Origin of the sequence: Polaribacter marinus, from assembly GCF_022662535.1 — a bacterium.
GTDB lineage: Bacteria > Bacteroidota > Bacteroidia > Flavobacteriales > Flavobacteriaceae > Polaribacter > Polaribacter marinus.
In genome coordinates this window covers 190,064-211,393 of the sequence record NZ_JAKQYM010000004.1, presented here as the reverse complement: position 1 = coordinate 211,393, position 21,330 = coordinate 190,064, and the positions used below count along the sequence as shown (strand labels likewise).

24 protein-coding genes are annotated in these 21,330 nt (G+C 29.3%); 11 read left to right on the top strand and 13 right to left on the bottom strand.

The genetic code is table 11. The annotated features are described in order from the left end of the window. Positions 1 to 12: 12 nt before the first annotated feature. Genes MC378_RS07630 through MC378_RS07615 form a run of 4 tightly spaced genes read right to left on the bottom strand, consistent with a single transcriptional unit; the run spans position 13 to position 3,270 of the window. Positions 13 to 396, bottom strand: coding sequence for a toxin-antitoxin system YwqK family antitoxin (locus MC378_RS07630; RefSeq protein ID WP_242178163.1), 384 nt, complete (start codon positions 394 to 396; stop codon positions 13 to 15). A gap of 26 nt (positions 397 to 422) precedes the next feature. Continuing rightward, positions 423 to 1,502 (bottom strand): diphosphomevalonate decarboxylase, encoded by a 1,080-nt coding sequence (locus MC378_RS07625; RefSeq protein WP_242178162.1) that lies wholly within the window; start codon positions 1,500 to 1,502, stop codon positions 423 to 425. A 36-nt stretch (positions 1,503 to 1,538) separates the two neighbouring features. Further along, positions 1,539 to 2,225 (bottom strand): LytR/AlgR family response regulator transcription factor, encoded by a 687-nt coding sequence (locus tag MC378_RS07620; protein ID WP_242178161.1) that lies wholly within the window; start codon positions 2,223 to 2,225, stop codon positions 1,539 to 1,541. Beyond that, entirely contained in the window at positions 2,215 to 3,270 is a 1,056-nt protein-coding gene (locus tag MC378_RS07615) for a sensor histidine kinase (protein WP_242178160.1), read from the bottom strand. Before MC378_RS07615 ends, MC378_RS07620 begins: the two co-directional genes overlap by 11 nt. 204 nt (positions 3,271 to 3,474) lie before the next feature. On the opposite strand from MC378_RS07615, the gene MC378_RS07610 reads away from it, so the two are divergent. From MC378_RS07610 to MC378_RS07600, 3 genes are all read left to right on the top strand, one after another. After that, entirely contained in the window at positions 3,475 to 3,813 is a 339-nt protein-coding gene (locus MC378_RS07610; RefSeq protein ID WP_242178159.1) for a MotA/TolQ/ExbB proton channel family protein, read from the top strand. Positions 3,814 to 3,897: 84 nt separating this feature from the next. Then, a complete protein-coding gene (locus MC378_RS07605) occupies positions 3,898 to 4,503 on the top strand; it encodes a thiamine diphosphokinase (protein WP_242178158.1) in 606 nt (201 codons plus the stop codon). A gap of 10 nt (positions 4,504 to 4,513) precedes the next feature. Further along, complete coding sequence (locus tag MC378_RS07600) at positions 4,514 to 4,747, top strand: hypothetical protein (RefSeq protein ID WP_242178157.1); 234 nt, start codon at positions 4,514 to 4,516, stop codon at positions 4,745 to 4,747. Between the two features lie 16 nt (positions 4,748 to 4,763). On the opposite strand, the gene MC378_RS07595 is transcribed toward MC378_RS07600, so the two are convergent. Then, positions 4,764 to 5,537, bottom strand: coding sequence for an alpha/beta fold hydrolase (locus MC378_RS07595; protein ID WP_242178156.1), 774 nt, complete (start codon positions 5,535 to 5,537; stop codon positions 4,764 to 4,766). Between the two features lie 53 nt (positions 5,538 to 5,590). After that, on the bottom strand, positions 5,591 to 6,304 hold the full coding sequence (locus MC378_RS07590) for a pyridoxine 5'-phosphate synthase (RefSeq protein WP_242178155.1): 714 nt from the start codon (positions 6,302 to 6,304) through the stop codon (positions 5,591 to 5,593). Positions 6,305 to 6,364: 60 nt separating this feature from the next. Between MC378_RS07590 and MC378_RS07585 the strand changes: the two genes are divergently transcribed. From MC378_RS07585 to murI, 8 genes are all read left to right on the top strand, one after another. Continuing rightward, entirely contained in the window at positions 6,365 to 7,024 is a 660-nt protein-coding gene (locus tag MC378_RS07585; protein ID WP_242178154.1) for a CBS domain-containing protein, read from the top strand. Positions 7,025 to 7,086: 62 nt separating this feature from the next. Then, positions 7,087 to 7,986, top strand: coding sequence for an NAD kinase (locus tag MC378_RS07580; RefSeq protein WP_242178153.1), 900 nt, complete (start codon positions 7,087 to 7,089; stop codon positions 7,984 to 7,986). Positions 7,987 to 8,092: 106 nt separating this feature from the next. After that, entirely contained in the window at positions 8,093 to 8,770 is a 678-nt protein-coding gene (gene porG / locus MC378_RS07575; protein ID WP_242178152.1) for a type IX secretion system protein PorG, read from the top strand. A 4-nt stretch (positions 8,771 to 8,774) separates the two neighbouring features. Then, entirely contained in the window at positions 8,775 to 9,518 is a 744-nt protein-coding gene (locus MC378_RS07570; RefSeq protein WP_242178151.1) for an isoprenyl transferase, read from the top strand. Positions 9,519 to 9,525: 7 nt separating this feature from the next. Then, positions 9,526 to 12,051 (top strand): outer membrane protein assembly factor BamA, encoded by a 2,526-nt coding sequence (bamA, locus tag MC378_RS07565; protein ID WP_242178150.1) that lies wholly within the window; start codon positions 9,526 to 9,528, stop codon positions 12,049 to 12,051. Between the two features lie 64 nt (positions 12,052 to 12,115). Then, positions 12,116 to 12,910, top strand: a complete 795-nt coding sequence (locus MC378_RS07560) for an OmpH/Skp family outer membrane protein (protein ID WP_242178149.1) — start codon at positions 12,116 to 12,118, stop codon at positions 12,908 to 12,910. A 12-nt stretch (positions 12,911 to 12,922) separates the two neighbouring features. Further along, on the top strand, positions 12,923 to 13,468 hold the full coding sequence (locus MC378_RS07555) for an OmpH/Skp family outer membrane protein (protein ID WP_242178148.1): 546 nt from the start codon (positions 12,923 to 12,925) through the stop codon (positions 13,466 to 13,468). Between the two features lie 69 nt (positions 13,469 to 13,537). After that, a complete protein-coding gene (gene murI, locus MC378_RS07550) occupies positions 13,538 to 14,332 on the top strand; it encodes a glutamate racemase (protein ID WP_242178147.1) in 795 nt (264 codons plus the stop codon). On the opposite strand, the gene MC378_RS07545 is transcribed toward murI, so the two are convergent. The 7 genes from MC378_RS07545 to ccoN all read right to left on the bottom strand — a co-directional run bounded on the left by MC378_RS07545 (position 14,329) and on the right by ccoN (position 21,328). Continuing rightward, positions 14,329 to 15,312: a PorP/SprF family type IX secretion system membrane protein gene (locus tag MC378_RS07545; protein WP_242178146.1), complete on the bottom strand. Its 984-nt coding sequence runs from the start codon at positions 15,310 to 15,312 to the stop codon at positions 14,329 to 14,331. The two genes, murI and MC378_RS07545, sit on opposite strands and share 4 nt — an antisense overlap. Before the next feature lie 161 nt (positions 15,313 to 15,473). Next, entirely contained in the window at positions 15,474 to 16,172 is a 699-nt protein-coding gene (locus tag MC378_RS07540) for a sulfite exporter TauE/SafE family protein (protein ID WP_242178145.1), read from the bottom strand. Further along, positions 16,172 to 16,618 (bottom strand): FixH family protein, encoded by a 447-nt coding sequence (locus tag MC378_RS07535; RefSeq protein ID WP_242178144.1) that lies wholly within the window; start codon positions 16,616 to 16,618, stop codon positions 16,172 to 16,174. Before MC378_RS07535 ends, MC378_RS07540 begins: the two co-directional genes overlap by 1 nt. 8 nt (positions 16,619 to 16,626) lie before the next feature. Then, a complete protein-coding gene (ccoG, locus tag MC378_RS07530; RefSeq protein ID WP_242178143.1) occupies positions 16,627 to 18,048 on the bottom strand; it encodes a cytochrome c oxidase accessory protein CcoG in 1,422 nt (473 codons plus the stop codon). Between the two features lie 35 nt (positions 18,049 to 18,083). Then, the gene (locus tag MC378_RS07525) at positions 18,084 to 18,947 is read right to left on the bottom strand and encodes a cbb3-type cytochrome c oxidase N-terminal domain-containing protein (RefSeq protein WP_242178142.1); all 864 of its coding nucleotides are present in this window, start codon (positions 18,945 to 18,947) and stop codon (positions 18,084 to 18,086) included. A 12-nt stretch (positions 18,948 to 18,959) separates the two neighbouring features. Continuing rightward, on the bottom strand, positions 18,960 to 19,127 hold the full coding sequence (locus MC378_RS07520; RefSeq protein ID WP_242178141.1) for a CcoQ/FixQ family Cbb3-type cytochrome c oxidase assembly chaperone: 168 nt from the start codon (positions 19,125 to 19,127) through the stop codon (positions 18,960 to 18,962). A 5-nt stretch (positions 19,128 to 19,132) separates the two neighbouring features. Continuing rightward, positions 19,133 to 21,328: a cytochrome-c oxidase, cbb3-type subunit I gene (ccoN, locus tag MC378_RS07515; RefSeq protein WP_242178140.1), complete on the bottom strand. Its 2,196-nt coding sequence runs from the start codon at positions 21,326 to 21,328 to the stop codon at positions 19,133 to 19,135. Positions 21,329 to 21,330: the final 2 nt, after the last annotated feature.

The following is a 21,330-nucleotide window of genomic DNA, read 5'->3' as shown; positions in this document are numbered from 1 at the left end:
ACCAAATCTTTATTAAAGGTTCTTGTAAAAAGTTTTCCAAATTCCTACTTTCTCTCCATTTTTGTATTTTCCTTTTTCTTTTATTTTTCCATTAACATAATAGGTTTTCCAACTTCCTTCTTTAACTCCATTTTCGTAATTACCTATCGTTTTAATTTCTCCTGTTTTATAATATTCAAAAAATCTACCATCCGGTTTTCCGTTTAAATAATACACTTTTCTGTAAATAGTTCTTCCTTTATAAAAAAAAGAAACTTCTCCATTTAATTCATCTCCTACTTTATAATACTTTGCATTAGATTGATTTGTTTTAGACATTTCTGCATCTAACCAAATTGTTTTTTGAGCAAATAAATTACTCGAAATTAAAAGAAAAAAAAACACTAAAATTCTCATACTTTACTTTAATTAAAACATAAATTTTAAAACTTTTTAGCTCCAAAACCTACACTATCACAAATATACTGATATTTCTGACAATATTTCGCTAACTCACTATTAATGAATTCATTTACAGTTTCTTTTTCATTCTCTGGATATAAAACATGCACATTTGCTCCTGCATCTAAGGTAAAACAAATATTGCTATTTTTTTCTTGTCGGTATTCCCAAATCTTATTGATAATTTCTAAGGTATTAGGCTTCATCAAAATAAAATAGGGATTGCTTGTAAGCATCATTGCGTGTAATGTTAAAGCTTCACTTTCTACCAAACTTACAAATTCTTTCACGTTACCCTCTTGAAGAATTTTAGAAATTGTAGCTAAATTTTCATTGGCTTGTAAAAATCGATTTTTGGCATACGGATGATTGTGCATTAAATTATGACCAACCGTACTCGAAACTTGTTTTTCTCCTTTATCTACCAATAAAATGGCATCTTGATAATTCTGAAAAACATCATGTACTTTATATGGAAACTTTACTCCAAATAAGTCTGAACTCCCTTCAATTGCTGGGTGATTTCCCCATACCACTAATGGACCTTCTATACTCCTACTTGCGCTTCCTGAGCCTAATCGAGCTAAAAAAGAAGCCTTTTTATTCATAAATTCTTCAGATAAATCAGGATTTATTTCTTTTTCTAAACTCATTAAACACATAGCAATTGCGCTTAATCCACTAGCAGAAGATGCAATTCCGCTAGAATGTGGAAAAGAATTCTCTGAATTGATTGTCATTTTATAATCAAAAATATAGGGACAATATTCTTGAATCCTTTTAAAAAATTCTGCGATTTTAGGTTTAAAGTCTTCTTTTTGTTTGCCTTCAAAAAACAAATCAAAATCTATTACTTTGGATTTTTCTTTCTTTTCAAAATCAACAGTAGTTACTGTATGACAATTATTTAAAGTAAAACTGATTGATGCATTTTTAGGTATTTGAGGATTGCTTTTTCCCCAATATTTTACCAATGCAATATTACTTGGTGTTTGCCAAGTAAAAGAAATTTTATCAATATATTTTAATGCCGATTTTACTAAAAATTGATCTGTATTCAAGGTATAAAAAATTTGAAACAAAGATAAAGTTTATTCCTACACTTCTGCTAATTTTTGTAAAACGGATTCTTTATAACTTCTACTTATTGGCAACGCTTTCTGATTTATTTCGATAAATTCATTGGTATAGGAAGTAATATTTTTTAAAGAAATAATAAATGACCTATGAATTCTGATGAATTTTTTTGATGGTAATTTTTCTTCTAAATTACTAATAGTTTCTCTTATTACAATTGTCTTATCTGATGTAAAAATCTTTACATAATCACTTAAACTTTCAAGATATAAAATGGAATTAAAATCTACTTTCACCATTTTTCTGTCTGCTCTCACAAACATAAAATCGGTATTATTTTCTGTATTTTCTGATATTGAAACCTTTTGAACTGCTTGAAAAAATCGATCAAAACCAATAGGTTTTAACAAATAATCTACCACATTTAAGTTAAAACCATCAACTGCATAATCTCTGTATGCGGTTGTAAAAATTATCTGTGCTTTTTGATTGATGATTTTAGCTAAACTTAAACCAGTAATTTCTGGCATATTAATATCTAGAAAAAATAAATCCGCAATGTTTTCTTCTAGAAATAAAATTGCTTCAGAAGCGTTTTTACAACTTTTCATCAATTCTAAATTTGGTGTTTTTGCAATATAACTTTCAATAATTTCTCTTGCCATTGGTTCATCATCTACAACAACACATTTTAGTTTATTTCTCATTTTTTATAGAGATTTTTAAATGGACTTTAAACAATTTTTCTTCTGCAGAAATTTTAAGAAAATATTGATTTTTATACAACATTTCTAATCGCTTTTTTATGTTTTCTAAACCAATTCCGTTTTTAGAATGTTCTTTTTTAATGGCTGAATTTTCAACTGTAAAGTTCAGTTCATTTTTATCAATCTTTACAGATATATTTACTTTATGAGCGCCATCAATTTGATTTCCATGTTTAAAAGCATTTTCTACAAAAGGCAATAATAACATAGGTGCAATTTCAAATTGATTATTATCTAGACCTTTGTTAAAAACCACTTGTAAACTCTCTTGAAACCTCAACTTTTCTAAAGAAATATAATCTTCAATATGAATAATTTCATCTTGTAAAAGCACTTTTGGTTTATCAACTTGATATAAAATATAATCTAACAAGTTAGATAATTTTAAAATCATTTCTGGCGCTTTGTCAGACTTTTTTAAAGCAAATCCGTACAAAGTATTTAACGTATTAAACAAAAAATCCGGATGAATTTGCATCTTTAAAAACTTTAATTCTTGTTCTTTTAATTGTAACCGAGTTTGTAAAATTTTATTTTCTAACGTTTTCTTTTCATCCAAAGATTTATAATTGTTCTTTAAAATTTTAAATCCGCTTGCGAGTGCAATTATCAGAAAAACACACACCAAAATTACGCCAGAGTTCTTGGTTAATCCTGGCATTTTTTGATATTCTAAATTATAGAAAAACACAAACCCAAAAACCACTGTCATTAAAACGGCACACACAATAAAAACACTTGCGTAAAAAGTATATAAAATAAATAGCTTTTCCTTTTTAGCAATTAAAAAGCCTGGAATTAAATGATACACAAAAACGTAAGATGATACAATTGAAATACTGCTTAAAATTGCAGAAAACCAGAAAATAAAATTTTCGTTTGTAGAACCTACACTAAAAAAACTAATAAAGAAAAACCAAACCACCATCCAAAAAAGAAAATGTAAAAAGGCTTTCTTTAAAATTTTAATAATTATTTTGGTCATCTTACAAATAAACTCATTTTATAATTTATTTACAGTAAAAATAGGCGAAATACCAAATTAAGTAGTGTTTCTACATATTTTATAGCGTAAAATTTAAATTTACGATATTTGTTAAAACCCAATCCAAATGGGTAATTGGTCGCAAAAAAAAAGGGAGAAACTATTTAGTAAATACTTTAGCAACATAATCTTAAAACACATATTATGAATTTTATTTTAGATGGTGGGCTAATTTTTATGGTTCCTTTATTAATTTTATTAGTTGTTATTGTCCTTTTATTTGTGAAAGGATTAAAAGACAATTCAGAAAAAACGTACAAACTAATTAATGCCTTGGCTTTATTTGCATTTGTATTTGGAGTTTTAGGTTTTGTTATTGGTCTTTTAGGTGCTTTAAAAGACATCTCAGTGGCTACAGGTGATATTTCTCCACAAGTTTTAGCTGGAGGATTTAAAGTTGGCTTATTATCACCTACTTTTGGAATGGTTATCTTTTTAATAGGAAAACTATTTACCATCATTTTAACTTGGGTGAAAAAGTAATATCAAATTTCTTTTTTAGTAAGCTAGAAAAGCATCTTTCTAATTTTTAGAAATGATGCTTTTTTGTTTGTATTTTTGTGGTTGATGAAACAAAAAAAAATCTTCTTACTTTTAAACGGAGAACCACCAAAAACGCTTCCAGAATTTTCTGATTATGAAATTATTTGTGCCACAGATGGCGCTTATCAATTCTTAAAAGAACAACAGATAATTCCTAATTTTATAAGTGGCGATTTTGATTCTTTAGAAAATCTACCAAAAAATATTGAGCTTATTCATACACCAAATCAAGAATTTACGGATTTTGATAAAATACTTCAAATTTTGTTCGATAAAGGCTTTAAACAGATTGATATTTTTGGTGCAAGTGGTAAAGAACAAGATCATTTTTTAGGTAATCTGCACACTACAATTCAATGGAAAGAAAAATTACAACTCACTTTTTTTGACAATCATAGCCGTTATTTTTTAGCTGATAAAAGCACAGAACTTACAATTTCTAAAGACAAAATTGTTTCTTTAGTTCCTTTCCCAAAAGCAACCAATATTATTACTGAAGGATTGCAATATCCGTTATTTAAAGAGGATTTAACTTTTGGACAAAGAATTGGCACCAGAAATAAATCCATCAAAAACAAACTAAAAATTACGTTCGAAAGTGGCGAGTTATTCATTTTCATCAATCATTAAAAATAAAAAAATGAGTAGAAAAATAAAATTACTATGGGACTTTAGAGGTCCAGATGCTCAAGAAACAGCTAAACATCATACCATTCATTTAAAAGAATTTGCAACCATTGAAAACTTAGCCTTTCATGAAATTGATATTCAAGAAAAGAACCCAATGCTGTTTTCTGCTTTTATTACTATTGATGAAACCGACATGAAAATTTATAGAGATGCTTTAAAGCCTCACAGAGGTGAAGTTGGATAATTAACTTACCTTTTTTTTACCCTAAAAAAGCACAAACTTCATTATAAAAATCTTTCGGATTTTCTGCATGTAACCAATGACCTGCATCTTTAATTTCTACAATTTTAGAATTCGGAAAATGCGCTTCTATAATTGGCATTTCATCTTCTGTAAGGTAATTGGACTTAGAACCTTTTAAAAATAATGTTTCTTTTTCAAAAACAGTGAAAGAAGGCAACCCTTCTCCTACTTCTGAGTTATTTGCTGTTAAAGATTCTAAATTAAAACGGTAATCTAATTGCCCTTTTTCTTTCCAATACACATTTTTCATTAAAAACTGACGAACTCCAAATTCTGGGATTAATTCGGCTATTTTTTCTTCTACTAATTTTCTTGAATTTTGTACAGAAAAATCAACTGAATTTAAACCTGCTAAAATTGCGTTGTGATGAGGCTGATACATTCTTGGAGAAATATCTACAACAACTAGTTTCTCTACCAAACTAGGATAAGTTACTGCAAATAACATTGCTGTTTTCCCACCCATTGAATGACCGATTAAATAGACTTTTTCTAATTGATAATGCTGAATATAATTATATAAATCTTCTACTAAAACTTCATAATTAAATTCATCTTCATGAAAACTCCTACCATGATTTCTTTGGTCTATTAAATGAACTTGATAATCTTTAGAAAACTGATTTCCTAGCGTTTTCCAGTTATCAGACATACCAAAATAACCGTGTAAAATTAAAAGCGGTTTTCCTGCTCCAAGTATTGTTGAATGTAGTATTGGATTTTTTGACATTTATATTTAATATTTTATCAGATCGAATGCAGTTGAGGTCTAAATGTTTACAGTTATTTAAGACGATGCAAATACATATTAACAACATTTTCTAAGCCCAAATATAAACTTTCTGCTATTAGTGCATGCCCAATTGAAACTTCTGCTAAATTAGGTATGCTCTCTTTAAAGAATTTAATATTATCTAGACTTAAATCATGTCCAGCATTAATTCCTAACCCTAAATTATTAGCTAAAATAGCTGCTTCTGTATAAGGTTTTACAGCATCAAAATTGCCCAAATCAAATTGCGAGGCAAATTCTTCTGTATATAATTCTATCCTGTCTGCTCCTGTTTTTGCCGCAGCTTCAATCAATTTTAAATCTGCGTCAATAAAAACAGAAGTTCTAATTCCATTTTGTTGAAACTCTTTAATAACTTCTTGCAAAAAAGATTGATGAGTAATGGTATCCCAACCTGCATTAGACGTAATCGCATCAACAGCATCTGGCACCAAAGTAACTTGCGTTGGTTTTGTTTCTAAAACCAAATCTATAAAAGATTGAATAGGGTTTCCTTCTATATTAAATTCTGTGGTAACACTATTTTTTAAATCTCTTGCATCTTGATAACGAATATGCCTTTCATCTGGTCTTGGATGAATTGTAATTCCTTCTGCACCAAACTCTTCAATATCTTTGGCAACTTTTAGTAAATTTGGCACGTTTCCGCCACGAGAATTACGTAAAGTTGCTATTTTATTAATATTTACACTTAACTTTGTCATTGTCTAAAATTAGCTTACAAAGATAACTCATTAAATCATTTTATCCTATATTCGTAAAGAATGAACATTAACGATTACATACTAAAAGAGATTAAGGCACTTCGATTAAAAGACAGTGTAAAAAGCGCACAAAAAGTATTTAAAAATTTCCCTATTACTCATTTCCCTGTCGTTGAAAATAATCAATTACTTGGCTCTTTTGCAGAAGAAGACATACAAACGTTAGAGCATAAAGACGAAGAGTTAGTTGCGCATGCACATTTATTAAATTCTTTTTTTGCAAATGAAAAAGCAACAGTTTTAGAACTTTTAAAAATTTTTGCAGATAACAACACCAATATTGTTCCTGTTTTAAATAAAGATAAAATTTACGTCGGTTATTATGATTTGTGTGATGTATTAGATGTTTTTTCTACAAGCCCATTTATGTTAGAAGAAAGTGAAACCTTAGTTGTTGAAAAATTAGAAAATGATTATTCTATGGGAGAAATCGCTCAAATTGTAGAAGCTAATGGTGGCAAATTATTAGGTGTATATATTTCAGAAAAAACAAATGATTTTATTCAGGTTACACTAAGAATAGTTTCTAATGAAATCAATGAAATGATTCAAACCTTTAGGCGTTATGATTATAAAATAATTTCTACTCATGAAAACGATATTTATTTAGAGGATTTAAAAAACAGATCTGATTATTTACAAAAATACTTAGAGATGTAACTCAATAAATATGATTAAAATAGTTTCGTATATATTTTAAGTAAGATAATGAATTAAAAAAAATGAAAAAAGTTGCAATTTATGGTCAGTCTTATTCTATTTCAGCAGAAAAAGAAATAAAGATTCTTTTAAAAGTTTTACAAAAAAACAACATTGTATCTTTTATAGAAAAGGATTTTTACAATTTATTAGTTGAAGGAAATATTTTAGACAAAAAATATCCTACCTTTTCAGAATTTTCAGACTTAAACAATTCTTTTGAAACCATGTTTACTTTAGGTGGAGATGGTACTATTTTAAGAGCCGTTACATTTATAAGAGATTTAGGAATTCCTATTCTTGGTATCAATACAGGAAGATTAGGTTTTTTGGCTACTATTAATAAAAATTCAATCAAAGAAAGTGTAGAACTCATTTTAAAAGGGGAGTATTCTATACAAGAAAGAACCCTACTCTCTGTAAATACGATCCCTAAAACTCTCGAATTTTCTGAATTAAACTTTGCATTAAACGAAGTTACCATTGCAAGAAAAAATACTACTTCTATGATTGGAGTAAGAACCAACCTAAATAACGAATATTTAACAAATTACTGGGCAGATGGGTTAATTATTGCAACGCCTACTGGTTCTACAGGTTATTCTTTAAGCTGTAATGGACCTGTAATATCTCCTGACTCTAAAAATTTAGTGATTACACCTATTGCACCCCATAACCTAAATGCAAGACCAATGGTTATTTCTGATGATACCAGCATACAATTAGAAGTAGACTCAAGAGAAAAAGATTTTTTAATTTCTTTAGACTCAAGAATAACGACTGTTCCTAAAAATACAAAAGTCTTTGTTAAAAAAGCTGCTTTTACCGTTAAAAGTATTATTCCTAATAATCAATCCTTTTTACAAACTCTTCGCAGTAAATTATTATGGGGAGAAGACACAAGAAATGAAACCAATCTTTAACATTACAACTACAATAAATCTTTAAAATAGTTGTTATTCAAAAAAGACTGAATATTAACTTTATAAAGCAAATTGAAAATCATATATTTGCACGCTATTTTTTAGAATGAAAAAAGGTATATTATTTATCGTATTGGTTAGCTTTTCCTCAATAATCCTAGGTCAAGTATATGAAGTTGGGTTAACTTTAGGCGGCACAAACTATTCAGGAGATATCGGTAGAACAAACTACATCTACCCTAACAAGCCTGCAGGTGCAGTGTTTTTTAAATACAATTGGAATCCTAGAATTGCTTTAAGAGCAACCTATAGTTATTTACCTATTGAAGCAGATGATAAAAATGCAGATACCGATTTTAAAAGAAATAGAGGTTTAAATTTTACAAATACTATAAATGAATTGGCGGTAGGAATGGAATGGAATTTTTATGAATATGAATTAAATTCGTCTGATAAGAGCTGGACTCCATATATCCTATTAGAACTTGTTGCGTTTAATTATAACTATGTAAGTTCAGAACCTCAACCAGGACAATTTAATTACAGTAAAAAAACATCTTATGCAATTCCTTTTGGAGTTGGTTATAAGTCTAAATTATATGGTACTTTAGCCTTTTCAATAGAAGCTAAATTTAGATATACATTTGAAGACGACTTAGACTATTCTACCAATAAAATACCAGCTTTGAATTTTGGTGGTAATAGTAATGATTGGTATATGTTTACTGGTGTTTCCTTAATTTATACTTTTGGAAGGCCTTCTTGTTACACAGATGGATTATAAAAATATGGATAAAAAACTACGAATTGACTTACAAAGAGTACCAAAACACGTCGCCATTATTATGGATGGCAATGGACGTTGGGCTAAAAGTAAAGGAATGAGTAGAATTTTTGGCCACAGAAATGCTCTAACTGCTGTTAGAGAATCTGTACAAGCAGCTTCAAATGTTAAAATAGAAGCCATTACACTTTATGCTTTTTCTACAGAAAATTGGAATCGTCCAAAACTAGAAGTAGATGCTCTTATGAGCTTATTAATCAACTCTCTTAAAAAAGAATTACCAGACTTTATGAAAAATGGAGTAAAGGTAAATTCTATAGGTGCAATAAATGCTTTGCCAAAAAAAGCTCAAAAAGTTTTAAATGATGTTATTTCAGAAACTAGTAATAACAAAAAAATTACTTTAACTTTTGCATTAAGTTACGGTTCAAGAGAAGAAATTGTTAACGCAATCAAAAACATATCTAAAAAAGTTGTTAATAAAGAACTTAATTTAGAAAAAATTGATGAAAATATTATTAATAACCATTTATATACATTTAATTTGCCCGATGTTGATTTAATGATAAGAACTAGCGGAGAACAACGCATTAGTAATTTCTTATTATGGCAGATGGCATATGCCGAATTATATTTTACAGATATACTTTGGCCAGATTTTAGAGAAGAGCATTTTTATGATGCAATAATAGAATATCAGAATAGAGAAAGAAGATTTGGAAAAACAAGCGAACAAATTACAGAATAAATTTTTTATGAAATTATTTTCTGCTGCATTAGTGTTTACATCACTATTTTTTACTTTTAACGCTAAGGCTCAAACCGTAAAAGATAGTATAGCAACAACAAAAAAAGACACAATATCTACTAAAGACATTTCTTTTGAAAAAGGAAAAGAATATATTCTTGGTGGTATAAGTGTTACAGGTCTTAAAAAGTTTAGCGAAGAAACCGTTAGGGTTTTTACCGGGTTAAGAAACGGACAACCAATAAAATTACCAGGAGACAAACTTACCAGTGCTATTAAAAAACTTTACGAGAGTAAACAATTTAGTGATGTTGATGTTTACTTAGCTAAAATAGATGGTAATAGTGTTTATTTACAATTTGATGTTAAAGAACTACCACAATTAAACAGTGTTAAAATAGATGGTATTAAAAAATCTAAAGCAAAAGAACTTATAAAAGACGCAGAATTAAAACAAGGCGCAATGGTTACAGACAACTTAATTGTAACTACCAAAAACTATTTTACAAAAAAATATACAGACAAAGGTTTTTTAAAAACCAAAGTAAATTTAGATGTTAAAAAAGACACTTCAGATATCAATACAGTTGATATGACTATTTTTATTGATAAAGGAAAAAAAATAAAAATAAAAAACATTGTCTTTACAGGTAACAAAGCTCTTTCTGCTACTAAGCTTAGAAAAGCAATGTCTCATACAAAACAAAAATTTATTGGTCGTTTTTGGAAATCATCAAAATATATAGAAGAAGACTACGAAGAAGACTTAGAAAGTATTTTAGACAAATATAGTAGACTTGGTTATAGAGATGCACGTATTTTAAGTGATAAAATTACTTGGAATGACGACAACACAATCAATATAAATATAGACTTAGAAGAAGGAAGACAATATCGATTTGCAGAAATAATATTTGTTGGAAATAAAGAATATTCTGATGAGTATTTAAATCGCTATCTAAAAATAGAAAAAGGAGATGTTTATAATGGAGCTGTTTTAAAAGAACGTGTAAAAGGTGATGGAACACCAACCTCTCAAGATATCTCTACTTTATATCAAGATAATGGATTTTTATTTTCTCAAGTAAATGCTGTAGAAACTAAAGTTAAAAACGATTCGATTACTGTAGAAATAAGAATTAGAGAAGACGAGAAAGCACGTATTAGAAAAGTAACTGTTTCTGGTAATGACAAAACAAACGACCATGTAATTTTTAGAGAATTGCGTGTAAAACCAGGTGATTTATTTAGTAGACGAGAAATTATCAGGTCTATTAGAGAAATCGGTCAATTAGGTTTTTTCGACTCTAATGTTACACCAGATGTTGTTCCAGATTACCTAAATAAAACTGCAGATATAGATTTTACAGTTGTAGAAAAAGGAGGTAGCCAAATAGAATTACAAGGTGGTTACGGTGGTGGATCTTTTATTGGTACTTTAGGTTTGTCTTTCAATAATTTCTCAATCAGAAATTTATTTAACAAATCGGCATACAAACCACTACCAATGGGAGATGGTCAAAAACTATCCCTACGTTTACAATCTAGTAGAACATACAACACATATAGTTTTTCATTTACAGAGCCTTGGTTAGGTGGTAAAAGACCACAATCTTTATCATTCTCGGTATACTCTTCAAATCAATATGGTATTAACAATACAACTTATGATGTTGATAAATCTCAAAGTTTAAATATTATTGGAGCTTCTGTAGGTTTAGGAAAAAGATTAAAATGGCCAGATGATTTTTTCCAATTGTCTCAATCTATTAGTTATCAAGCATTAAAAGTTAACAATTATAGTTTTGGATTAGGTGGAGTTTTAATTAATAACGGAACTTTAAATAACTTAGCATATAGTGCTGTTATCAGTAGAAATTCATCAGGTCCAAGTTTAATTTTCCCAACATATGGGTCGGAATTTTCTTTTGGAGTAAAAGCAACATTTCCTTACTCTTTAGTTAACAATAAAGATTATTCAAGCTTAGAATCCGAAGAAAAATACAAATGGCTAGAATACTATAAATTCAATGCAAAAGGAAAATGGTACACAGCATTTACTGATAAATTAGTATTAATGACCAATGCAGAATTTGGATTCTTAGGTCATTATAGTGAAAAAGTTGGAGCACCACCTGTAGAAAGATTTTTTGTAGGAGGAGATGGTATTGCAGCTTTTCAATTAGACGGAAGAGAAGTGATCGGAGTAAGAGGATATGAAAACAACAGACTTTCGTCTACAAATGGAGGTACATTATATAACAAATTTCAATTAGAGCTAAGATATTCAATAACAGATTCACCTTCAGCATCTATCTATACTTTAGGGTTTTTAGAAGCAGGAAATTCTTATGACAATTTTAGCAGTTATAATCCGTTTGAATTAAAACGTTCAGCCGGTTTGGGAATTAGAATCTTTATGCCTGCATTTGGTTTATTAGGTATAGACTTTGCGCATGGTTTTGATCCTTTACCAGGATTTGTTGATAAATCTGGTTGGCAAACACATTTTATTATTGGAAGACAATTCTAAGAAAACTGTACATTTGTAGTGTCAAAGTTTTTTTGGCATGATTTTTTCTAAATACATTATACAAATGAAAAAAATATTTTTATTTACCGTTCTTTTATTTACTGTTACAAATTTTTGGTCACAACGAAATCAAATTATTGCATATATAGATATGGAATATATTTTAGAAAATGTTCCTGAATATTTAGAAGCACAAAACACTTTAGATGCTAAAATTGCTAAATGGAGAAAAAAGCTAGACACTCAAGCAAGACATATAGAAGTATTAAAAACGGACTTAGCTAATGAAAAAGCCATACTAACAAAAGATCTAATCGAAGAAAAAGAAGAAGAGATTACTTTAAAGCAAGAAGAACTTCGAAGATTAGAATCTTTATACTTTGGTCCAAATGGCGATATGTTTTCTGTTAGAAAACAATTAGTAAAACCAATTCAAGATCAGGTTTACAATGCTATACAAAGTATTGCAAAAAGAAAAAAATTTGATTTTGTTTTTGATAAATCTAGTGACTTAGTCATGCTATATTCAAATAAAAAATACGATATTAGCGCCCTTGTTTTGTCTACCATAGATAGAACAAGATTAGTAAATCAAAAAAATGCTAAAAGAAAAGAAATACTTAACACTCCAAAAGAGTTAAGTGAAAAACAAAAAGAAGCTCTATCAAAAAAAGAAGCACTAATTGCTAAAAAAATTGCAGATAGAGAAGCCAAAAAGAAAGCTATTGCAGAAAAAAGAGAAGCTCTTTTAAAACAACGTGAAGAAAAAAGAAAACTATTAAGAGAGAAAAAAGAAGCTCAGAAAAAGAAAAAAGAACAAGAACAAGAACAAGAACAAGAAGACAAGAATAATAATTAAATTAAAACAAAAATGAAAAATTTAAAAACGTTACTATTAATTGCTGTATTGACCTTAAGTGTTGGTGGTGTTGCAAATGCACAAAAAATAGGACATGTAGACCTTCAGAGAGTCATAGCAAACATGCCTGAAACTAGAGCCCTACAAGACGAACTGGTAAAATTAAGAAAAAGTTATAAAGATGATATGGATGGTTTAGCTAAAAAATATGAAGCTAAAATAAAAAAATATCAAGCAGAAGCACCTACTCAAACTAAACAAACTAATGAAAAGAGAGGTCAAGAATTACAATCAGAGCAATTAAGAATGCAACAAACAGAAAAAGGTGCTGTAGAAGACATGCAAAATAGATATGCAACTAAAATGCAACCTATTGTTAAAAAAGCTCAAGATGCAATTAAAGAAATAGCAAAAACAAAAGGACTTACATATGTATTAGATGCTTCTCAAAACGGAGGTGTTTTAGTAGCTAACGGTGTAGATATTTATAATGATCTTAAAACAAAATTAGGTTTATTAAAAAACTTACCAGAACCAAAGCCACAAGCACAAAAGTAAAATCTTTACAATAAAAGACTTAAAAAAAACCTACTTAACTAAGTAGGTTTTTTTTATTTTTACAAGTATATGGAATCTAATAATTTACCTATTGGTGTTTTTGACTCTGGTGTTGGAGGAACTTCTATTTGGAAAGAAATAGCATCTCTTTTACCAAATGAAAATATTATTTATTTATCTGACAGCAAAAATGCTCCTTATGGTGAAAAGAGCAAACAAGAAATCATCGATTTATCAATAAAAAACACAGAGTTTTTACTAAAATTAAACTGTAAAATAATAGTAGTTGCATGTAATACAGCAACAACTAATGCCATAAAAGTTTTAAGAGAAAAATATACACAACCCTTTATCGGCATAGAGCCTGCTATCAAATCTGCTGCACTAAAAACAAAAACGAATACTATTGGTATTCTAGCAACTAAAGGTACCTTAAATAGCGAATTATTTGAAAAAACATCTAATTCATTAGGTCATAGAATTAGTATTATAGAAAAAGTAGGAAAAGGATTGGTAGAACTTATTGAAAAAGGGAAACTTCATTCAAATGAAATGACAAACTTACTGTCTTCTTACATAAAACCAATGCTTCAAAACAATGTTGATTGTTTAGTTTTGGGTTGTACACATTATCCCTATTTAATTTCTCAAATCAGAGAAATTGTAGGTGATACAGTACAAATCATAGATTCTGGAGAAGCCGTGGCTAAACAAACTAAAAATATACTTACAAAATACAAACTCTTAAATAAAAGCAAACAAGAGAGTTTTCATCAATTCTATATCAACAAAGAAAAAGACGTTTTAGAAATGTTAGTATCTAAAAAGTCTAAGTCAATAAATATTATTGAAAAAGATTTTTAAAAACTTCCAAAAGAAGAATTGATATTAGGACAAGCTGCTGCTCTTTGCTTTCTAGTCCATAAATTAATTCCTAAAGATACTTGATGAAATCCAGAGTCTGTTAGAACGATATCATTCATTTGTTTGGTATAAGTATATGAAAACATAAAGTTTTTATAATTAATCCCTAAAACAGGAGAAACAAACTGTGAGTTTTCGATAGCATTGGGATCAAAACTTCTTCTATAAGAAAGGGCTGCCCAAAATTGAGTTTGAGAATACGTTTTATATGCTTTAATATTAAAATCTGCAATTCTTTGTCCTGTACTCTCTCTAAACTGAAGCATAATAGAAGGTTCTAACTGTACAAAATTATCTTCTCCAAAATAATAACCCGCAGAAAATATATAGTTTTTTAAATCTAAAGGCTCTTGTACGTTTAAATTGTTTTTAGCTGTAAGCAATAAGTTTTTTACTGTAAAATAAGAAAATATTCCTCCTCTATGATAAGCAACACTAAAATCTGCATTATAATAACTTGTGCTTTCGATAATAGACGCTACCTGTGGATCACCAAAAAATGTTCTTTGATCCGATTGATTTTGAACAAACGTAAAAGATAAACCAAAAGATAATTGTTGAAAAAACTTACCATTACCTAAAGGTAAATGATATGCAAATGTACCTTGAACTCCTTTTTGTGAATGATAACCATTTTCATCATTAAATAAAATAAGACCATACCCTACCTTAGATTCTTCACTCAGTCTTGTATGAAAACTTAATGTTTGTAATGAAGGAGCATTCGGGATTCCTGACCACTGCTGTCTTGCAGTTAAACGCAACTTGCTTGAATTTCCAATTCCTGCTGCAGATGGATGAATTAAATAAACATTGTCAGATAAATAATCTGTATAAATTGGCAAAGTTTCTTGAGCATTGCTTTTTAAAGATAAAAAGGCAAAACATAAAAAACATAATTGTATATAATTAAACTTCATTAAAGTAAGGTTCTTTATTAAGTTTTCAAATATATCGTTTTTATAATAATAAATACTTTTCAACTTAAAGTTTTAACACACTAATTCAACATTTTTTTAAAGTTTTTATTGTTTTTAATATAGAATAAATAAAATCTATAGTAAAAAAAGAGCTTAACTTCTTAATGGCAGGCATTTGAAGAAGATACTAAATCTAATACTGGAGCAGGCGAAATATAAGGAATACCTAAACCTAAACCCCTTAAAATAAACAAGCATCCAATAAAAATCACAAAAACAGGTATTACTGCTTGTATTTTTTTTCTAAAAGCTCCTTTGGTAAAATTCCCTAAATAAACAACACTTGTCATTAACGGTATTGTTCCTAAACCAAACAAAAACATATACAAAGCCCCAAAAAAAGCATTTGTGGTTGCTATGGCTCCAAAAACGGCCATATACACCAATCCACAAGGTAGAAATCCATTTAAAAATCCAATTGTAAAAAAGGTATCGTTTCCTTTCTTTTTTAGCTCTTTTCCTAAACTACTTTTAACTTTAAAGATAATTTTATTAATATTTTTAGAGAAATTTACTTTTTTAAAAAGCTTTGGAAAGAGTATGATTAAGATCATACTTGCACCTACTAAAATGGATAATTGTTGTTGAAACCCAAAGAAATAAAAACCTTTTCCAAGAAAACCAAAAAGCAAACCTATCAAACTATAAGTTAACAACCTTCCAAAATGATAACTTAAAATCTGAAAAAATCCTTTAACAGGGTTTTGCCTATCAATTGGCAACATAAAAGCTATGGGGCCACACATTCCAACGCAATGAAAGCTACCCAATAAACCAAATAAGATTGCCGATAGAAACATTAGTAAACTATCTCTTTTTTAAATAAATAATCTTTATTTTTATAGTTCCAAGAAACAATAATGTTCCAACGACCATCTAACAAACGTTTCTCAGGCACGAGCAAATATGTATTAGAGATTGAAATAGGTATTTCGAAATCTAATTGTTTATTAGATGGTCTATATAGGAACACCTTTCCTTTAATTTTTTTAGGAAAAAAATTAGAAGGAAATTTTATCTGTAAACCGTCTTTTGTTTTTAAAACACTTATGTTTTCATCTAATTTTGATGCATTTTCTTCTGCATCAATTTCATTTTGATATTTTAATTCTTGTTGATAATACTTTTCAGTAACTAAATCATAACTATAGGTTTTATCAGTACTCATAGTGATTACCATGTATAAAATAAACCCCATAAAAGCCACAATGGCAATAACAATTCCAGTTCCCCAATTAAATTTCATAATCTTAGTTATTTATAACTTCTTGGTCCTAAAAAGTTGGTTATGGTTGTCTCTATTAATTTATCACCACTAAAAACACCAATTTCTAGCTTAATTTTATCTTTCTCTAAAGCGGAAGAATTTATTTCTATAAATAATGTTCCTTCAGCTAAACCTTGTTTAGGAACCATAAAATCATGGTTCGATACTAATTTAATGGTTCCTTTATGAGAAAGTATTTTATAGTTTACATCTTTAATATCTTTAGTGGTTTTATTGATCACTTTAAAGGTGTAAACATTACTTATAATATTATTCTCTTTATGTTGATATAGTTGCCCTGGTAGTCTTAAAATAGTAGCTTCAACATCATTTCTTAGAAACAACATCCCTATTAAAATACCAATTAAAATCAATAATACTGCAGTATATCCTTTAATTCTTGCGGTAAATTTAAATGGTTCTTTTTTGGCTATATTATCTTCACTTGCATACCTAATCAATCCTTTTGGTAAGCCAACACTTTCCATCATATGATCACACTCATCAATACAAGCGGTACAATTTACACACTCTAATTGAGTACCATTTCTAATATCTATGTTTGTAGGACAAACCACAACACATTGTTTACAATCTATACAATCTCCTTTTCCTGTAGAAGATCTGTCTTCATTTTTCTTAAATTTAGCTCTCCCCTTCTTTCCTTCTCCACGAACATAATCATAAGCTACATTAATGGTTTTATTATCTAATAAAACCCCTTGTAGTCTTCCGTAGGGACAAGCTATAATACATACTTGTTCTCTAAACCAAGCAAATATAAAATAGAAAACACATGTAAAAATTGTTAATGAAATTAAAGTATTAATATTGTCAAATGGATTCCCTGTAACATAACTAATCACTACATCCCCGCCTATTAAATACGCTAAAAACACATTGGCAATTATAAAAGAAATCACAAAGAAAATAAACCATTTTAAAAGTCTTTTTCTAATTTTCTCAGCATTCCAAGGCTGTTTATCTAAACGAATTTGCTTTCCTCTATCACCATCAATCCAATATTCTATTTTTCTAAAAACCATTTCTAAAAAAATGGTTTGTGGGCAAATCCACCCACAAAAAATACGCCCAAAAACAACGGTAAATAATATTACAAATACAACCCCAATTATCATTGAGATAACTAATAAATGAAAATCTTGTGGCCAAAAAGGAAACCCAAAAATATTAAATTTACGTTCTAAAATATTAAACAGTAAAAACTGATTTCCATTAATTTTTATAAAAGGAGCAGACAATAAAAAAATTAGTAAAAAATAACTTACATATGTCCTGTACTTATAAAAGATCCCACTAGGTTTTTTTGGAAAAACCCAAGAACGTTTACCCGATTTATCAATTGTACCGATACTATCTCTAAATTGTTCGTTTTCCGGAGTTTCCATAACTACATTAAATAACTTTATTTTACTTCTTTAGTTTAATTTTCTTTTTCAACCCATTTTTCACCTTGTGGCGCTTTTGGATTAGCAGGAGTAGTTCCTTGTAAAGAGATTACATAACTCGCTACTTTAGCAATGTCATCACCTTTCAAAGTTTTATTCCAAGCAATCATACCTTTACCATCTCTACCTCCATTAGAAATAGTGGTAAAAACATTTTTAATTCCACCTCCAAGAATCCAGAATTCATCTGTTAGATTTGGACCAATTGATCCACCACCATCAGCTATATGACAAGAAGCACAGTTTAAATTAAATACTGCTTTTCCTCTTTTAAGATCTTTTTCTTCAGTAAGAAGCGTTACATTTTCTGCGGTAATTAGATCTGTAGCGGTAGATTTATACTTATTAATCTCCATTCTTGCTTGTGCAACTTCTTTTTCATATTCAACAATTTGGTTATCTCCATCCAAAACTTCAAATCTTACTAAATACACTACAGCAAAAACAATACTTGCATAAAACATATACACCCACCATGGTGGTAAAGTATTATCTAGTTCTCTAATTCCATCGTAATTATGATCTAAAATGATCTCTTCTTCACTATCAATATCTTTCGATTTTGTCCAAGATTGTAATAGTTTTTTCAGCCATAAATTCTCTGCTTCTGGCACTACTCCATCTTTTTCATTTTGTAGTTCTTTTGCTTTATTAATAGCGATGACGTTTACCATCTCTTTTAAAACAACGACTAAAACAAAACCAATTAGTGCTATCCAAACTAATGGGTTTTCATAAATATTAAATGGGTTTTCGTACACCATAAACGACTTTGCAAGCGCTAAAAAAGTAACAATTACAAAAATTACATATACCGTAGATTGAAAATATTTTTTCATGATTTTTTCGATTTAATTGTCTAAAGGTAAATGACTTACCGTATTAATATATTCTTTTTTAGCCGTAATAACCCACCAAAATAAGACTACAAAAAAAGTGAAAAATATGAGTAATGATATCAAGGGATAGATTTCTATACCTGTCATACTTACCATATAATTTTTTACAAATTTTAACATGGTTTCTATTTTTTATTGATTTTTTGTTCTTCTTTAACTTTTATATCAGTTCCCAAACGTTGTAGATAAGCAATCACAGCTACAATCTCTCTGTTTTTCATTTCTATAAAAGTTTCTCCATTTTCTTCAGCGTATTTTTTATCCGCTTCGTAATTTTTTGCAAAATCTGGATCTGAATGTAAATTTTCTTCAATTTTAGTTCCTTGATCTAACATGTGTTGTTGTGCATTTTCAATTTCTTCTTCGGTATATGGAACACCTAAAGTAACCATGACTTTCATCTTGCTTTCTATATCCGATTTATCAAGTTCATTATTTATCAACCATTTATAAGATGGCATAATAGAACCAGGAGAAGTACTTTGCGGGTCGTACATATGATTTAAATGCCAGCTATCAGAGTATTTAGCTCCAACTCTATGTAAATCTGGACCTGTACGTTTAGATCCCCATAAAAATGGATGATCATATACATATTCACCAGCTTTAGAGTATTCTCCATAGCGTTCAACTTCACTTCTAAAAGGTCTTATCATTTGAGAGTGACACCCCACACATCCTTCTCTAATATAAATATCACGTCCTTGTAACTCTAATGGTGTATATGGTTTCACACTACTAATAGTAGGAATGTTTGATTTTACTAATATTGTTGGAATAATCTGTACAGCACCACCAATTAAAATAGCAATCGTTGCATAAATCGTTAACTTGATTGGTTTTCTTTCTAACCAAGTGTGCCAACCTTCTCCTCTTGTTCTGTGTTTTGGAACTTTTGTTAAAGCTGCAGCTTCTGCTAATTCATCTGTAACATCACTACCAGATCTTATTGTTCTAACAACATTATACAACATTACAAATGCTCCAAGAATATACATACTTCCTCCGATAGCACGCATCCAATACATTGGAATAATTTCGTTTACTGTTTCTAAAAAGTTCCCATAGGTTAAAGATCCATCAGGATTAAATTGTTTCCACATAGAAGCTTGCACAAAACCAGCTACATACATTGGTAAGGTATACATTATAATTCCTAGTGTACCAATCCAAAAGTGCACGTTAGCTAATGCAACTGAGTATAACTTTGTTTTAAACATTCTTGGTATTAACCAATACAACATCCCAAAAGTTAAGAAACCGTTCCAAGCCAATGCTCCAACGTGTACGTGAGCAATAATCCAATCACTAAAATGCGCAATTGCATTTACATTTTTAAGCGATAACAATGGTCCTTCAAAAGTTGCCATACCGTAACCAGTAATTGCAACTACCATGAATTTTAAAACAGGATCTGTTCTAACTTTATCCCAAGCTCCTCTTAAAGTTAATAAACCATTTATCATTCCTCCCCAAGAAGGAGCAAGCAACATTACTGAAAATGCAACTCCTAAATTTTGCGCCCATTCTGGAAGTGCCGAATATAATAAATGGTGAGGTCCTGCCCAGATATAAATAAAGATTAATGACCAAAAGTGAACAATTGATAATCTGTATGAATATACAGGTCTGTTTGCTGCTTTTGGAACGAAATAATACATTAGTCCTAAAAAAGGTGTTGTTAAGAAAAATGCCACAGCATTATGTCCGTACCACCATTGTACCAAGGCATCTTGTACACCTGCATAAACCGAATATGACTTTAAAAAGGTTACTGGCAATGCTAAACTATTAAAAATATGCAATACGGCAACCGTTACAAAAGTGGCTAAATAAAACCAAATTGCAACATATAAATGACGTTGTCTTCTTTGTAAAAGTGTCCAAATCATATTGGCACCAAAAGCAACCCAAACTAAAGCTATCGCAACATCTATTGGCCACTCAAGCTCTGCATATTCTTTAGAAGAGGAATACCCTAAAGGTAAGGTAATAGCTGCAGCAACAATAATTAATTGCCAACCCCAAAAGTTGAAGTTACTTAAAAAATTACTTGCCATTCTTGCTTTCAAAAGTCTTTGTAAAGAATAGTACACACCAGCAAAAATTGCATTTCCTACAAAAGCAAAAATTACTGCATTGGTATGTAATGGTCTTAAACGTCCAAAACTTAACCAAGAAATTCCTTCTGTAAGATTTGGGAATAAAAACATAAAAGCAAGAAGCAAACCTACACTGAAACCTACAATTCCCCAGAATAAGGTAGCGTAAATAAACTTCTTAACGATTTTATTGTCGTAATAAAATTGTTGCATTTCCATAA

Excerpts from the sequence above, each read along its gene's own strand:
- MC378_RS07630 (WP_242178163.1), bottom strand. The coding sequence starts at position 396 with ATGAGAATTTTAGTGTTTTTTTTTCTTTTAATTTCGAGTAATTTATTT.
- MC378_RS07620 (WP_242178161.1), bottom strand. The coding sequence starts at position 2,225 with ATGAGAAATAAACTAAAATGTGTTGTTGTAGATGATGAACCAATGGCA.
- MC378_RS07615 (WP_242178160.1), bottom strand. The coding sequence starts at position 3,270 with ATGACCAAAATAATTATTAAAATTTTAAAGAAAGCCTTTTTACATTTT.
- MC378_RS07610 (WP_242178159.1), top strand. The coding sequence starts at position 3,475 with ATGAATTTTATTTTAGATGGTGGGCTAATTTTTATGGTTCCTTTATTA.
- MC378_RS07605 (WP_242178158.1), top strand. The coding sequence starts at position 3,898 with ATGAAACAAAAAAAAATCTTCTTACTTTTAAACGGAGAACCACCAAAA.
- MC378_RS07600 (WP_242178157.1), top strand. The coding sequence starts at position 4,514 with ATGAGTAGAAAAATAAAATTACTATGGGACTTTAGAGGTCCAGATGCT.
- MC378_RS07595 (WP_242178156.1), bottom strand. The coding sequence starts at position 5,537 with ATGTCAAAAAATCCAATACTACATTCAACAATACTTGGAGCAGGAAAA.
- MC378_RS07590 (WP_242178155.1), bottom strand. The coding sequence starts at position 6,304 with ATGACAAAGTTAAGTGTAAATATTAATAAAATAGCAACTTTACGTAAT.
- MC378_RS07585 (WP_242178154.1), top strand. The coding sequence starts at position 6,365 with ATGAACATTAACGATTACATACTAAAAGAGATTAAGGCACTTCGATTA.
- MC378_RS07580 (WP_242178153.1), top strand. The coding sequence starts at position 7,087 with ATGAAAAAAGTTGCAATTTATGGTCAGTCTTATTCTATTTCAGCAGAA.
- porG (WP_242178152.1), top strand. The coding sequence starts at position 8,093 with ATGAAAAAAGGTATATTATTTATCGTATTGGTTAGCTTTTCCTCAATA.
- MC378_RS07570 (WP_242178151.1), top strand. The coding sequence starts at position 8,775 with ATGGATAAAAAACTACGAATTGACTTACAAAGAGTACCAAAACACGTC.
- bamA (WP_242178150.1), top strand. The coding sequence starts at position 9,526 with ATGAAATTATTTTCTGCTGCATTAGTGTTTACATCACTATTTTTTACT.
- MC378_RS07560 (WP_242178149.1), top strand. The coding sequence starts at position 12,116 with ATGAAAAAAATATTTTTATTTACCGTTCTTTTATTTACTGTTACAAAT.
- MC378_RS07555 (WP_242178148.1), top strand. The coding sequence starts at position 12,923 with ATGAAAAATTTAAAAACGTTACTATTAATTGCTGTATTGACCTTAAGT.
- murI (WP_242178147.1), top strand. The coding sequence starts at position 13,538 with ATGGAATCTAATAATTTACCTATTGGTGTTTTTGACTCTGGTGTTGGA.
- MC378_RS07545 (WP_242178146.1), bottom strand. The coding sequence starts at position 15,312 with ATGAAGTTTAATTATATACAATTATGTTTTTTATGTTTTGCCTTTTTA.
- MC378_RS07540 (WP_242178145.1), bottom strand. The coding sequence starts at position 16,172 with ATGTTTCTATCGGCAATCTTATTTGGTTTATTGGGTAGCTTTCATTGC.
- MC378_RS07535 (WP_242178144.1), bottom strand. The coding sequence starts at position 16,618 with ATGAAATTTAATTGGGGAACTGGAATTGTTATTGCCATTGTGGCTTTT.
- ccoG (WP_242178143.1), bottom strand. The coding sequence starts at position 18,048 with ATGGAAACTCCGGAAAACGAACAATTTAGAGATAGTATCGGTACAATT.
- MC378_RS07525 (WP_242178142.1), bottom strand. The coding sequence starts at position 18,947 with ATGAAAAAATATTTTCAATCTACGGTATATGTAATTTTTGTAATTGTT.
- MC378_RS07520 (WP_242178141.1), bottom strand. The coding sequence starts at position 19,127 with ATGTTAAAATTTGTAAAAAATTATATGGTAAGTATGACAGGTATAGAA.
- ccoN (WP_242178140.1), bottom strand. The coding sequence starts at position 21,328 with ATGGAAATGCAACAATTTTATTACGACAATAAAATCGTTAAGAAGTTT.